12 protein-coding genes and 1 tRNA gene are annotated in these 13,592 nt (G+C 69.6%); 4 read left to right on the top strand and 9 right to left on the bottom strand.

Going from position 1 to position 13,592, the window contains the following annotated elements:
- Positions 1–47 precede the first annotated feature (47 nt).
- The gene (locus AB0O21_RS01650; RefSeq protein ID WP_365164860.1) at positions 48–548 is read right to left on the bottom strand and encodes a phosphoribosyltransferase; all 501 of its coding nucleotides are present in this window, start codon (positions 546–548) and stop codon (positions 48–50) included.
- The gene (dcd, locus tag AB0O21_RS01645; protein WP_365164857.1) at positions 545–1,132 is read right to left on the bottom strand and encodes a dCTP deaminase; all 588 of its coding nucleotides are present in this window, start codon (positions 1,130–1,132) and stop codon (positions 545–547) included. Before dcd ends, AB0O21_RS01650 begins: the two co-directional genes overlap by 4 nt.
- Positions 1,133–1,591: 459 nt before the next feature.
- Here dcd and AB0O21_RS01640 point away from each other — a divergent pair.
- Positions 1,592–1,665, top strand: a tRNA-Gly gene (locus AB0O21_RS01640).
- A gap of 380 nt (positions 1,666–2,045) precedes the next feature.
- Positions 2,046–2,327, top strand: a complete 282-nt coding sequence (locus tag AB0O21_RS01635) for a hypothetical protein (protein WP_365164855.1) — start codon at positions 2,046–2,048, stop codon at positions 2,325–2,327.
- 135 nt (positions 2,328–2,462) lie between these two features.
- On the opposite strand, the gene AB0O21_RS01630 is transcribed toward AB0O21_RS01635, so the two are convergent.
- The 3 genes from AB0O21_RS01630 to AB0O21_RS01620 all read right to left on the bottom strand — a co-directional run bounded on the left by AB0O21_RS01630 (position 2,463) and on the right by AB0O21_RS01620 (position 4,943).
- On the bottom strand, positions 2,463–2,756 hold the full coding sequence (locus AB0O21_RS01630) for a hypothetical protein (protein WP_365164852.1): 294 nt from the start codon (positions 2,754–2,756) through the stop codon (positions 2,463–2,465).
- Between the two features lie 79 nt (positions 2,757–2,835).
- Positions 2,836–3,609 carry a hypothetical protein gene (locus AB0O21_RS01625; protein WP_365164850.1) on the bottom strand — a complete coding sequence of 258 codons (774 nt, stop codon included), beginning with the start codon at positions 3,607–3,609 and terminating at the stop codon, positions 2,836–2,838.
- A complete protein-coding gene (locus AB0O21_RS01620) occupies positions 3,606–4,943 on the bottom strand; it encodes a right-handed parallel beta-helix repeat-containing protein (protein ID WP_365164848.1) in 1,338 nt (445 codons plus the stop codon). Before AB0O21_RS01620 ends, AB0O21_RS01625 begins: the two co-directional genes overlap by 4 nt.
- Before the next feature lie 78 nt (positions 4,944–5,021).
- On the opposite strand from AB0O21_RS01620, the gene AB0O21_RS01615 reads away from it, so the two are divergent.
- Positions 5,022–6,179, top strand: coding sequence for a Dyp-type peroxidase (locus AB0O21_RS01615; protein ID WP_365164846.1), 1,158 nt, complete (start codon positions 5,022–5,024; stop codon positions 6,177–6,179).
- Between the two features lie 146 nt (positions 6,180–6,325).
- Entirely contained in the window at positions 6,326–8,536 is a 2,211-nt protein-coding gene (locus AB0O21_RS01610; RefSeq protein ID WP_365164844.1) for an SdrD B-like domain-containing protein, read from the top strand.
- A gap of 618 nt (positions 8,537–9,154) precedes the next feature.
- Here AB0O21_RS01610 and AB0O21_RS01605 read toward each other — a convergent pair.
- The 4 genes from AB0O21_RS01605 to AB0O21_RS01590 all read right to left on the bottom strand — a co-directional run bounded on the left by AB0O21_RS01605 (position 9,155) and on the right by AB0O21_RS01590 (position 13,476).
- Positions 9,155–9,697, bottom strand: coding sequence for a hypothetical protein (locus AB0O21_RS01605; RefSeq protein ID WP_365164842.1), 543 nt, complete (start codon positions 9,695–9,697; stop codon positions 9,155–9,157).
- Positions 9,698–9,872: 175 nt separating this feature from the next.
- A complete protein-coding gene (locus tag AB0O21_RS01600; protein ID WP_365164840.1) occupies positions 9,873–10,412 on the bottom strand; it encodes a hypothetical protein in 540 nt (179 codons plus the stop codon).
- A 75-nt stretch (positions 10,413–10,487) separates the two neighbouring features.
- The gene (locus tag AB0O21_RS01595; RefSeq protein WP_365164838.1) at positions 10,488–10,883 is read right to left on the bottom strand and encodes a hypothetical protein; all 396 of its coding nucleotides are present in this window, start codon (positions 10,881–10,883) and stop codon (positions 10,488–10,490) included.
- A 1,114-nt stretch (positions 10,884–11,997) separates the two neighbouring features.
- Positions 11,998–13,476 carry an aldehyde dehydrogenase gene (locus AB0O21_RS01590; RefSeq protein WP_365164835.1) on the bottom strand — a complete coding sequence of 493 codons (1,479 nt, stop codon included), beginning with the start codon at positions 13,474–13,476 and terminating at the stop codon, positions 11,998–12,000.
- Positions 13,477–13,592 lie beyond the last annotated feature (116 nt).

Genomic DNA, 13,592 nt, shown 5'->3' with positions numbered 1-13,592 from the left:
CACCGCACGGCGGGCCCTCCCTGTTCAGCCCTGTTCAGGTTTCGCCGCTACGCGTCGAGAACCTGTCCCTCACGCTGCACGACGGGCGGCTGGACCGACCACGGGAACTCGATCCAGTCGTCGGTCCGCTTCCAGACGTACTCGCACTGCACCAGCGAGTGCGACTTCTCGTAGATCACGGCGGAGCGCACCTCGGCGACGTGGCCGAGGCAGAAGTCGTGCACCAGCTTCAGCGTCTTGCCGGTGTCGGCGACGTCGTCGGCGATCAGCACCTTCTTGTTCGTGAAGTCGATCGCCTCGGGCACGGGGGCCAGCATGACCGGCATCTCCAGCGTGGTGCCGACGCCCGTGTAGAACTCCACGTTCACGAGGTGGATGTTCTTGCAGTCGAGCGCGTACGCCAGCCCGCCCGCGACGAACACGCCGCCCCGGGCGATGCTCAGGATGATGTCGGGCTCGTACCCGTCGTCGGCGATCGTCTGCGCCAGCTCGCGCACGGCGGCGCCGAAGCCCTCATAGGTCAGGTTCTCGCGTGCTACGTCGCTCATGCCTCGTGCCTCACCTGGGTGCGGTGGAAGTTCTGGAAGGAGCGCGAGGCGGTCGGCCCGCGCTGCCCCTGGTACCTGGATCCGTAGCGGTCACTGCCGTACGGGAACTCCGCGGGCGAGCTGAGGCGGAACATGCACAGCTGCCCGATCTTCATGCCCGGCCAGAGCTTGATCGGCAGCGTGGCGAGGTTCGACAGCTCCAGGGTCACGTGCCCGGAGAAGCCCGGGTCGATGAATCCCGCGGTCGAATGCGTCACCAGCCCCAGCCGGCCGAGGCTGGACTTCCCCTCCAGTCTGGAGGCGATGTCGTCGGGCAGCGAGATGACCTCGTACGTCGAGGCGAGGACGAACTCACCGGGGTGCAGGATGAAGGCCTCGTCCCCCTCCGGCTCGACCATCCTGGTCAGGTCCGCCTGCTCGATCGCCGGATCGATGTGGGCGTACCGGTGGTTCTCGAAGACCCGGAAGAACCGGTCGAGACGCACATCGATGCTGGAGGGCTGCACCATCGATTCCTCGAACGGGTCGATGCGAACCCGTCCGCTGTCGATCTCGGCCCGGATGTCTTTGTCAGAGAGAAGCACGTCCCGAGGATACGCAGGCGCGCGAGCCACCCCCAATCGAGAGCCCCGCCCGCGCGCCCCGCCTCACCTGCTACCGCTTGGCACCGCCCACGGGCACGGCCTGCCGCAACCGCGCACACCGCGGACACCGCAGCAGCCGTCCCGGCCCGATCCGGCCGGCACCGAGGTGCTGCAACGGAAACGAGGCGGTACTGAAAACGTGCCCTTCGGCACAACGGACGACGGTGTGCTCCATCGAGTCCCTTTCCCCAACGAGCCGTACTGCGACGAATCGCCACATTAGGGGATGATCAGGACCCACTCCAGCTGCCGCTCCGAACCCATACGGTACGCCCCAACTCCCGCACCCACACGCCTCGGTGCACGCCACACATGACAACGACCCCGCGGCAAATACACCGGGGGTCGACCATGGGGTACAGTGAGCAACGATACGGCTCCAGGCAACTGGACCGATATGCGGATGTAGTTTAATGGTAGAACATGAGCTTCCCAAGCTTATAGCGCGGGTTCGATTCCCGTCATCCGCTCCATGACAAAGCCCCAGGTCAGCGACCTGGGGCTTGTTTGTTGTCTATACCTATTCAGGCCCGCGTGCCATTCGCGTGCCATAAGTCCCGTAACAGGGCGTCAGATTGGGCCCCGAATCGCCACTCCGTGCGACAAGGGCGCCGAGTCGTCCCGGACGCCGAGACGCCCTACGAGTGACCTGCGCCACACACCACCTGGTGTCCATGGCAGCGAGGTCCGAGCTCAAGCCCTCCAAGGTCATCCGCCTCTTCGACGCCGAGAGTGCCCTTCCCGTTCGGGTGAAGTGCGGCCGCTCCGCGCCGTACCGGTCCGCAAGCCACCAGCCGGCCCGGGACCATGGGGCCACCCGCCACGCAGCTGGCACGCACCGAGGGAGGCCGCTTTGAGCGACAACGAGATCCACGTCATTCCCGCCGACGGACAGAGCGCCGAGGAGGTCGCGGAGATCTTCACCGCGATCGCGGCAGAGCAAGGGCTCGAAGGCGAAGTACACGTCGACGGCGCGGAGGTGATCGTCCCGCGCACCCTCACCGTCAGCACGGGGAGCCTCAGCACCTTCCCGCCCTCGAACGATCGGTACGCGCTGCAGGGGGCCGTCGCGCTCTGCGGCTCCCCCACGGACGAAGCCGGTCCCGACTTCTACATCGACCTCCTCGGCAAGTAGCCGGTCCGGACCGGACGCCCCAGTCCCGCGCTGTGAGCGATGACCTTCGGCGGCACTGAACGCCCGCCCGAACATCCACGACACAAGACACAGGGGTGCGGGCCCGGCTGAGTGCCGGGCCCGCACCCCTGTGCGTCACCTCCGCCGAGCAGCTCCGCCTGGAGCCGCGAGCGGAGGAACGATCCCGTGGATGGTGGCCTCCGCGCCGGCGCCCGATCCCCGGTCCGGCGACATGCGCCGGCTGCGGACGTTGGCGTCGATGTCATCGGCCAGCCTGCGCTGATGCTCCTTGGTGGAGTGCTGATAGATCAGCTGTGCCCGCTCGGACGACTGGCCCACGCGCACCATGAGGTCCTTCAGCTTCGCGCACGTATCGGCCGCGTCGCGGGCCTTGCGCCATTTCCGGCCGAAGGTGGTGCCCCGTAGCACCGCTTCCCTCTCCCCCAACGCGTCCGACTGGCGGCTCGGCAGCACCCCTTCGCGTCTGCGGGGGCACCCTGGACGCCGCTCAGCTTGGCAGCGGGGATGGAGAACCCGGCGGGTCGAGTGCGGTCTGGGTGAGTGCCGGTGGCGCTGACGGCAGCGGGTCCGCTGGGCTCTGGGGAAGTTCCGCGGTCATCCACGCGCTCTCCCCGCCGGTCCGCGCGCTGAAGCGGAGCAGGTGGCCGTCGTCGTCGATCCAGTAGCGGGTGTTGCCGAGTTTGGCATGGTCGGCCCCGGCGGTCGGGGCGGCGGGGCCGGCGACGACGATGACCGGGGCCTTGGCGACGTGGTCCTGCCTGACCAGGCGCGCGCTGCTACGGGCGAGGAGCTGGGCGTTGTCGGGGCGGTCGGTACCGAGGTTGAGCAGCAGGAGAAGGGCCGCGTCGAGCGGGGAGGCCTGCGGGGTGAGGCGGTGTGCCTCCCAGCCGGTGGCGGGGGGCTGTTTCGGGAGACCGCCGGGCCAGTTGGGGCGCGTGGTGACGTTGGTGAGGTTCCACTGGATGAGCTCTCGGGCCGACGACTCGGCGTCGGCGCGGATTTCGGCGTAGCCGAGGTGGCGGCGCCAGTCGATGCGGCCGGTGAGGGTGATGGTCCGGCCCCGGGAGGGGATGGTCATGGTGACGTTCCCCGTGCCGCGCCGGTACGTCGTGAAGCGGGCCAGCGCCACGCGGTCGGCCTCCTCGGCGGTGAGGGGCCGGGGGGCGCCGTCCTCGGCGTCGTGCTGTCCTGGTCCGGAGCACGAGGCCAGGGCGAGCCAGCAGGTCAGCGCGGCTGCCACCGCAGCGCGGAGCCGGGTCATCGGCCGTCCCTGCTGTACGCGGCGAGCAGGGTCGCGGCGGGCACGCGGACGGTCGACGGGTCGACGGGCGCCGGGCGGCCGGGGGCGGGAGCGGCGGGCGCCGTGGCGGCCTGCGGGAGCTGCGGTTGGGCCGGGGGGAAGGGGACGTCGAGGAAGGGCAGGCCGACCGGGGCGGGCGGGGTGTGCACCGCGGTCTGGGGGCCCGCGGTGGGAGTTCCGGAACCGGGGCATCCCATGGTGTCCGCCAGGTCTGCCGGGAGCGTGCGGCCCGGGAGGCCGTCGAAGCAGTTCCCGCTGCCGGGGCTGTGCGGGGAGGCGAGGTATGCGGCGTCGAGGGCGTTGGCGGCGAAGACGTTGCCGGTCACCCTGTTCCCCGTCGGGGCCATGTCCTCGGACGAGGAGAGGATCAGACCGGCACGGGGGTGGCCCGTGATGCGGTTGCGCTGGATGGTGTTGCCGCGACCGCCCGCGATGCCCAAGCCGATGCCGAAACCGCCGTCGGCCTGTTCGGGGGTGTCCGGGGCGGCATTGTCGGCGATGAGGTTGCCCGCGATGGTCGCACCGGTCTGAGGGGTGAGGGCTTCGAGGTAGTCGGAGCCCACGGTCATCCCGACCCGGTTGCCGGTGAAGCGGTTGCCGACGACCCACAGGGGGCCGCTGGCGTTGGTGTTCTCGTAGCCGACGGCGTTGCGCTCGGCGATGTTGCCGCGGACCAGGATCTCGCAGGGCTTGCACTGGCCGACGTACAGGCCGGAATCGGCGCTGCCGGAGGCGTAGTTGTGCTCGATGGTGCCGCGGCGGGCGTTGAAGGCGTAGATGCCGTAGAGGCCGTTGTTGGCGGCGGTGACGTAGCGGACGCGAAAGCCGTTCAGGGGAGGGTTCGCCGCCGGGTCGAGGCGGTGATAACCGTCGCTGCCGCGGCCGACGCCTTCGCCTCCGTTCTTCAGTCCGGTGACGAGGACGCCGTTCTGGAGGTGGCTTCGGACGGTGAGATTCTCGACGGTCACGCCGGGGGCGGTGACCACGATGCCGTTGCCGCGCCGGCCTTCGCCGTCGATGACGACACGGTTGCGGTCGGTGCCTCGCAGCGTGACCTGTCCGGTACGGATGTGGACGGTCTCGCGGTAGCGACCCGGGGAGAGCAGGACGAGATCGTGGGGGCGGGCCCGCTCCAGGGCGGCGGTGATGGTCGGCGCTTCGGCGGGTACGCGGATCACGGCCGGGGCGCGGGGGGCGTCGTCGGCGGGCCCGCCTGCACGCGAGGTGCAGGCCGCCGTCGCGGCGCAGGCGAGCAGCGCGGCAAGGAGTCGGAATCGGAGGCGGGGAGCGGACACGGCGTGACGTCCTCATCCGGGCAGGCGGAGCCGGCCGCAGCGGACCGGCGGCCGATCGATCATGCGTAGAGTACCCACATGACCACGCAGAGTGACAACCCTTCGGTGGTTCGACGTGCGTTGCTGGGAGTTCTGCCGGCCGTCGCCTCACTGAGCGGGTGCCGGTCCGGCGCCCCGACGCACCCCGCCGCCGGCCCGCGCCCGGCAGACAGGCCCGCGCCCGGCGGGGTCGAGGCCTCAGGTCCGCGCCAGGCCGGGGTCGACCGCCCGGCGCAACCGCAGGCCCACGCCGTGGTGTCGGTGTACGACCTGCCCGCGGGAGCCGACACCGCCCGAGTGGCCGCGCGGCTGGGCGAAGCCGTCCTGGAGCTGACCGGGGAGCCCCGGATCGCCCTCGGGCTGGAGGTCGGGGATCTGACCGTGACGGTGGGCGCGGGACCGCGGCTCGTCAGCCTCGCCCGTCAGGACGTGGCCGGCGGGCTGGAGTTGCCGGCCTTCGCCGGCGAGGAGCGGACCGCCCGGGCATGGGGTGGCGACCTGTTGGTGCAGGCCTGCGCGAGCGACCCCGTCGCCGCGGTGCTCGCAGATACGCGCCTGAGTGCCCAGCTGGCCTCTGAGGGCGCCTCGCAACGCTGGTCGCAGACCGGATTCCGGCCGCCGGGCGGCGGAGCGGTCCGCAATCTGCTGGGCTTCCCGGACGGCATCGAGAACCCCCGCACCCGCGCCGACCTCGAACGGGAAGTGTGGCTGCCCGAGCCCGCCCCGCTGGCCGACGGCACGATCGCCGTCGTACGAAGGCTGCGCATCGACGTACCCGGGTTCCTCGCCCAGTCCTCGGCCCGGCAGGAGGAGGTGATCGGGCGGCGCAAGGCAGATGGCGCACCACTGAGCGGTGGAGGTCCGGCCGATCGGCTCGATCTGGGGGCGAAGTCGGCGCGCGGCCGGTACCTGGTGCCTGCCATGGCGCACGCACGGCGGGCAAATCCGAACGCCACGGGCAGCGGCCGGATGCTGCGCCGGGGTTACAGCTACCGCAACGGCCCGGCGGACCAAGGGCTGCTGTTCATCAGCTTCCAGCGGCAGTTGCGGACCTTCACCGCCACCCAGCGCCGTCTGGACGACGGTGACGACCTGATGCGGTTCGTCACCGCCACCGCGTCCGGGGCCTTCCTGATCCTTCCGGGTTTCGGCCCCGAACGGCCGCTCGGCAGTGGCCTTTTCGCAGGTCGCCGCTGAATCCGTTCTGCACATCCCACCCCACCCAGGGGGCTTCACTCAAAAGTGCGAATATGCCCATGGAACCTTCCGGGATAGATCAACATCCCAAGATCATGGTCACGCAACGTGTTCATCGCCACTGTGTGTGACATGGAGGAAGAGTTGTGAAATCCCTGAGGAAGGCCATGGTGGCGCTCGCCGCCGGCCTTGCCCTGACCACCGGAGTCCTACAGCAACCCGCGGCCGGAGCGGACCCGGAAGACGGCACGGTCCGGGTCAAAGTCATCCGCGACTCCAACACCAACGGCCGCTACGAAGCCGCTACGGAGCTCCCGGCTGCCGGCATCACCGTCGAGCTGACCGACTACGACGGCAACGTGGTCACCGGAGTCACCGGCTCCGACGGGTACGCGGTCTTCCCGCCCAACACCGTCCTCACCGGCGGCAAGTACTACGTACGCATGAGGATGCCCAACGGCTCCTTCCTCCAGCCCACCTTCGGCGCCGCGGGCGGCCTCGCGTCGAACGCCGCCATCGTCGACGTGATCGAAGGGGACGCCGAACTGACCATGGGCGTGCGCAACCCGGCGGACTGGTGCGAGGACGACGCCCGGCTGAGTACGGTCTGCCAGGTCGCCGCCACCAAGTCCGGTGGCGTCCGCACCACGGTCACCTTCCCGTTCCGCGAACGCGGTGACAGCAACAGCGGCAACACCACCACCCTCGCCACCCGCACCGACACCGGCAACACCTACGGCGTGGCCTACCACAGGCAGCAGCGCCGCATCTTCACCGGCGCCCACGCCAAGCGGCACACCGTCTACGGCCCCTCGGGGCAGGGCGCCATCTACGTCACCCCCCGGAACGGCGGAGCCACCACCCTCTTCACCACCGTCCCGAACGCCGGCACCACCGCGCACCAGGACTCGGTCCGCTTCGACGGCCCCTTCGTCGGCGTGGTCGGCAAGGAGTCGCTGGGCGACATCGACATCTCCGAGAACAACCGCCAGCTGTTCGCCGTCAATCTCAACGACCGCAAGCTGTACACCTACAACGCCAACCAGCCGACCGCCGCCGCCCCGGTGACGTCGGTCGCCATCCCCGACCCGGGATGCCAGGCCGCCGGCGACTGGCGGCCCTTCGGCCTCGGCGTGCGGGACGGGGTCGTCTACGTCGGCGGGGTCTGCTCCGCGGAGTCCTCCCAGTCCGCCGCCAACCTCAAGGCGGTCGTGTGGACGTACAACCCCGTCACCGCGACCTTCGGGCAGTCGCCGATCCTTCAGCAGCCGCTCACCTTCCCCCGCGGCGAGGTCAACGTCGGCGTCCCCGGCTTCAACCGCTGGTTCCCGTGGACAGCCGGCGCCTCCACCTTCCCTCGGGAGCTCACCGCCCACCCCGAACCCCTGCTGAGTGACATCGCCATCGAGAGCAACGGCGACATGGTCCTCGGCTTCCGCGACCGATTCGCGGACATGGGCGGGCACGAGATGCCCAACGCCAACCCCTCCCACACCAACAGCGGCATCACCGACTCCGGCGGCGACCTCAACCGCGCCTGCCGCAAGGCCGACGGCACCTTCGAATGGGAGGGCACGGGCTCCTGCCCGAACAACGCCCCCACCCGCCCCAACGGTGGCCAGCCCGCCAACGTCGTCGAGTTCTACCCCGGCGAGTTCGTGCCCAACTACCACTTGGAGACCGCCCAGGGCGCCATCGGCCTCCACCTCCGCGAACAGCGGATCGCCTCCACCGCCATGGACCCGGCCAGCCAGTTCTTCACCGGCGGCACCGCCTACTTCGACCGCCAGACCGGAAGCCGCGGCGCCAACCCCGGCGAACAGGGCTTCACCCTCCAGAAGCTCAACGACCCGCTCGACGGCGGCTTCGGCAAGGCCAACGGCCTCGGCGACCTCGAAGTCCTCTGCGACGAGCCTGCCGTCCAGATCGGCAGCCGCGTCTGGTACGACCGCAACAAGGGCGGCGCCCAGAGCGTCGACGACGACGAACCCGGCATCCCCGGAGTCACCGTCCAGCTCCTGTCCGAGGACGGCAGCGTGCTGGCCACCGTCCGCACCGGCGCCGACGGCGCCTACTACTTCGGCCCCGAGCACGGCGTCCGCCCCAACACCCCGTACAAGCTCCGCTTCGACAAGTCCACCGCCGACACGAGCGTGATCAACCCCCGCCGCCCGCCCGCCGCGAGCGGCCTGGTCTGGTCGCCCGTGCGAGCCGTCGGAGCCCCCGCGGACCTCGACTCCGACGCGACCCCCGACACCACGAACACCGGTCAGTTCGCCACCGCCGAAGTGACCACCGGCGCACCCGGCACCGTCGACCACACCATCGACGCCGGCCTCTTCATCAACCGCCTCTGACACAGCCCGCCGGTCGCCGCTACTTGTGCCTGCACGAGTGGCGGCGACTCCGCCTGACCCCACGTGCCACTACGTGCCAGTCAGAGCGGTCAACAGGGGCACGCCGAGAACCCCGGCATCACCCTCAGGAGCCATGTTTTCGAGGTCATCGCACTGCTGGGCATCAAGTGCCGGGTGATTCCCAAGCTTATAGCGCGGGTTCGATTCCCGTCATCCGCTCTTTGAAGAAGGCCCCGGGTCAGCGACCTGGGCCTTCTTCATGGCCTAGGCCCCTCAGGAGCCGCGTGCCATTCGCTCGCCACAAGTCCCCTCACGGGGCCTCGGATTGGCAGCTAAGTCGCCACTGCCTGCGACAGAACGCCGAGTAGTCCCGAATATCGAGACGCATCGTCGGATGGCGTGCGCCAAACGTCGGAGGGGTGCGTCACCTCCTCCGAGCGGAGGCGTGCACCCGGCCTGCGCGGCTCTGCGGACTGGCGAAGATCGGCTTCACCCAGTCCTACAGCTGCTTCACCTGGCGCACGAGCAAGGAGGAGCTCACCGAATTCGGCACGGAGCAAGTCGATGCTTGCGACGCAGTGTGAATTGCGCACAGGAGTTCCCCTTCTCGGGGCTAGGTCAGCCGGTGACGTGGACGGCGTCAATCTGGCAGGCGGGTTGCGCGGTGGGGCTGGTGATGGTGACCGTGACGGTTCGGGACGTGGTCGATCCAGGGGTTACGTAGACGCGGACGGTCTGCGGGGCCGGTCCGCCAGTTCCCGCCCACCCCGACACGGCTATCTCGTACCAGTGCGATGCGGTGTCGTGGTTGGTGATCGTCACAGGGATGGTGACGGTGTACGGGGCAGTGACCATGCCGCCGAGGGTCGTGTACCGGTACGGGCACTGCCCCACGGTCACGTCGCCGGTGCCGTCGTACGCGGTGGCCGTTCCGGCGTCCTGGGGGCCGACGATCCACCCGAGGACCGCCAGGCCGAGGAGCCCGGCCAGGGCATAGCCGACCGTGCGCGGCTCGACCCGCACAACCCGCTGTACGACGACCGGCGGCGTACCGGGCGGCGCGTACCAGCCGGGCGCGGCCGTTGCGCTGCGATAGGTGGTGCGCCTGGTGGTCCGGTACGAACGGGACCGGCGCGAGGGGCGACGCTTTCGCCGGCGCATGCGGGGGAAGATCCGGACACTGGCCCTGACCGGCCCAACGCTCTTGCCGATGCTGCGGGGGAACAGACGGATACGAATGCCCACGGGGGCGCCTTCTCTCTACCCGGGAACGGGATGATGGGGCCACGCGGCCCCGCCGGATTCGCGCCGGCGGGGCCACAGTGCGCTGTGGCTGCTAGAGGCTGGCGGCGAAGTTCCCGGCCACCGCGTCCGCTTCGCTGAGGTTGACCTTTCCGCGGTGGCTGACCTCGACCTGGTAGAAACCCGCGCCGGTCGGTACGCCGTCCACCGCCACCTTGTAGGCGCATTTGTCGACGCCCTTGTAACCCCCGTCGGTGAAGGTGCTCGCGCCGAGGGAGCCGACCGCGAGGACGGTCCCCGCCTTGTCGTAGACGGTGACGGAAGTCCCCTCCCGTATGTCGTTGTAGCCCCCGGTGCCGAAACAGCGACCCGCGCTGCTGGAGTTCCCGACGCTGTCAGCGTCAGAGAGGACGAATACGCCGTTGAACTGGAACGTCTTGGGGTCCTTCGACGCGTCCTGGCCGCTGCCGGAAACGGCCACGACCGCGACGACGCCCAGCGTCAGGGCTTGCGTGACGGCCAGGACCACGGCGGCAGTCTTCCACCGGTTACGGGGGACGACGGGAGCAACGACGGGCATGGGCGGCGCGGCGGCCGGGACGGTCTCGGGGGTGTACGGGTCGGGCTCGGTCATGGGGGTTGTCCTCTTCTTAGAAGGATGCTGCTGCCCCGCCGGATTCGCGCCGGCGGGGCCGCAAGGCTTTCGAGGTCAGTGGTTGATGAGGGCGCGATGGGTCTCGTACGCCAGGGCCCGGCGCGTCAGCTCGATCACCGCATGGCGCGCTTCGGCCGTGTCCCCGAGCTGGAGATAGATCCGCTTGATCCCGGACACGTCCGGGTTCTTCGTTCCGAACCTGACTCCCGTCCGCCCCTGGTAGTCGGCCGCGTGCTCCCACGGCAGATTGACTTCCAGGCGGGCCGATCCGTAGATCAGGTAGACGGCCGTGTTGGCTCCCCGGCAGGTCAGGGACAAGCGCACGTACTGCTCGGGCTGGGTGGCGTCGGGGTTGTCGCGGCGCCGCTCTATTCGCGCGTAGGGCGAGTCGGCGGCCGCGTGCACGTATGCCCAGGACCGTTCGATCCGCTCGGGATGGGTTCTCGTCACGGCGGGCCTCGAACAGGGCTCCGAGTCCTTCGCGCTCTTCGCTGGTCAGGTGATTCATGTGGGTGGGTGCCTGTCTAGTGCTGTGACCGGCAAGGTTTGCCGGTCACAGCACTAGGCATGGGTGGGTCAGGTGGGATGGGTGGTGGGGGTGGCTTACTGCCGGGCCGGGGTCATCCGGGCCGGCAGAGCGGCATACGCGGCCGCGTAGTCGGGGCCGGGGAGTTCTCTGCCCGCTCTACCAGCAGTCGCTGCGCGCGCCGGTCGGACGCTTGGCGCAGCATGGACTGAAGGCTACGCGCGGATAGTGGCACGGTCTGCCACTGGGCCGCCCGCCCGCTCGCGCAGGGCTCGGGCGACTCCGCGACCGGCGGCCGCGATCCGCTCGGCCGACCGTGACACCTTGGTCCGTCCGTGTTCCGGGCGGCGCGTGTCGGTACGACGCGCCGCCGCCCAGGATCACCCGCCGCGTGCCGTTTTCCAACTCACTGAGCGGCAGCCATGACCCAGATGCCCACGGGCTCGAGAAACGCACCGGAGGACGCGGGCTGCGGCGCGCGCACCCCTTCCCGCAGATCGCGGCTCGACCGACTCTTCCACATATCCCGGAGAGGTTCGGCCGTCGGCCGTGAGGTCCGATCCCCAGATGCTCCGCCACCCTCGTGAGCGAGCGGTCGCGATCCGAGACGATTGCCGACAACTCTTCACGGCGGTGTCGGCCATCGGTACATCGCAGGCAGATCACCGCTGCCCGGCGGCCACCTGCGTGAAGCCTCGCGGGGGCGCACGACGTGCCCTCGGGGGGCGGCCCGCCCGAAGCCCCCTGCCACCTCTTCGGGTAGCGGACGTAACGCCACCGCGGCACTGAACCTCTGGCCAACTACCGTGCCACAACGTGCCAGTAGGAGCGGTAAACAGCGGTCTGCAAAGGCTCGTCCGCGCCTCTCGATGCCATCCCCCAGGAGCGACGTTTCCACAGGTCAACAGCCATGCAGAGGTCCAAGTACCGGGTGATTCCCAAGCTTATAGCGCGGGTTCGATTCCCGTCATCCGCTCCACGACAAAGCCCCAGGTCAGCGACCTGGGGCTTGTTTGTTGCCGGAACAGCCCTCCGCAGTCAGTGGGATGCTCCGTCGGGAAGGTTGATCGTCTTGTGCTCGAGGTACGAGCTGAGCCCCTCGGGTCCGAACTCACGCCCGATCCCGGATTCCTTGTAGCCGCCGAAGGGTGCGGCGAACTCGATCCGGTACTCGTTGAGGGTCAGGCTTCCGGTGCGTACTCGGCGGGCGATCCGCATGGCGCGGTCCTGGTCAGGGCTCCATACGCTGCCCGACAAGCCGTACTTGGAGTCGTTGGCGATGCGGACGGCGTCGTTGTCGTCGTCGAAAGGGATGACGACGAGTACGGGGCCGAAGATCTCTTCCTGGGCGATGCGCATGCCGCTCTCGACGTCGGCGAAGATCGTCGGCTCGACGTACCAGCCCTTCGGCCGGCTCGGGGGCCGTCCGCCGCCCACGGTGATCGTCGCACCCTCCTGCCGCCCGCTGGCGATGTAGTCCTCGACCCGGCGCCGTTGGCGTTCCGCCACCAGCGGGCCGACCTCCGTGGCGGGATCGTGCGGATCGCCGACCGTCAGCTCGGCGGCTGCTTGGGAGATCGCATCGACAACCTGCCGGTAGCGGCTGCGATGGGCGAGGATCCGTGTCTGCGCCAGGCACTGTTGGCCAGACATCATGATCGCGAACGGCATGAGGGCCGGCACGACGCTGTCGATTTCGGCGTCCTCGAGGATGACGGCAGGCGACTTTCCGCCGCACTCGAGGGTGACGCGCTTGAACTGCTCGCCGCAGAGGGCGGCGACCCGTCGCCCTGTGGCGGAGCTGCCGGTAAAGCTGATCTTGTCAACCAGTGGATGGCGTACCAGCGCCTCGCTGCTCGGTCGGTCGGCGGGCACGATGTTCAGGACGCCCGGGGGCAGATCGGCTTCCATCGCGGCCTCGGCGAGGACGTACGCATCGAGCGGCGTCTCGGGCGCGGGCTTGAGCACCACAGTGCAGCCTGCGAGCAATGCCGGGGCGAGGTTCACCATCGTGAGGATGAGCGGGACGTTCCACGGCACGATCTGCCCGACGACGCCCACCGGTTCCCTGAGGATCAGGGCCGGTCCGGTAAGGCCTGCTCGCTCCTCCGCGAAGGGGAAGGTCGCGGCAAGCTTGCGGAAGTAGTCGAGGAGCATCACGGGGACCGGCGCCTGGAGCTGGTTCGAGAAGGTGATCGGTGAGCCCATCTCCTCGGTGATGAGCTGGGCGATCTGCGGGACGCGCGCGCGGAGATGGTCCCCGAAGGGCTCCAGCGCGTCGGCTCGTTCCTGGGGTGACATGCGCGGCCATGGTCCATCATCGAAGGCAGTACGGGCCGCGCGGACGGCTCGGGCCACGTCCCCCGACGTCGAGGAGGGCGCCGAGCCGATCGGTTCCTCGGTGGCCGGAGAGATGACCTCGATCAGGTCGTCGGCCTCCGGCTCGACCATGGCGCCGCCGATGAAGAGTCGGTCCTGTACGAGGGCCGGGGCCTGGGTGATCGCGTGCGAAGTCACAGCCGGCCTCCTCCCGGTTACCGGCGGGATATGGGCCGCGGGCCCGGCCCGCCTTGCGTTGTCGGTTATGACGATGGTGGCCGCCGTGAGGTTTCTTCGCGTCGATGGCCGACCCT

The sequence above is a fragment of the Streptomyces sp. NPDC091371 genome, from assembly GCF_040684275.1.
In the GTDB taxonomy this organism is placed as follows: Bacteria; Actinomycetota; Actinomycetes; order Streptomycetales; family Streptomycetaceae; genus Streptomyces.
Note: the sequence above shows the minus strand (reverse complement) of the source record. Positions and strands in the feature narration are given on the sequence as shown.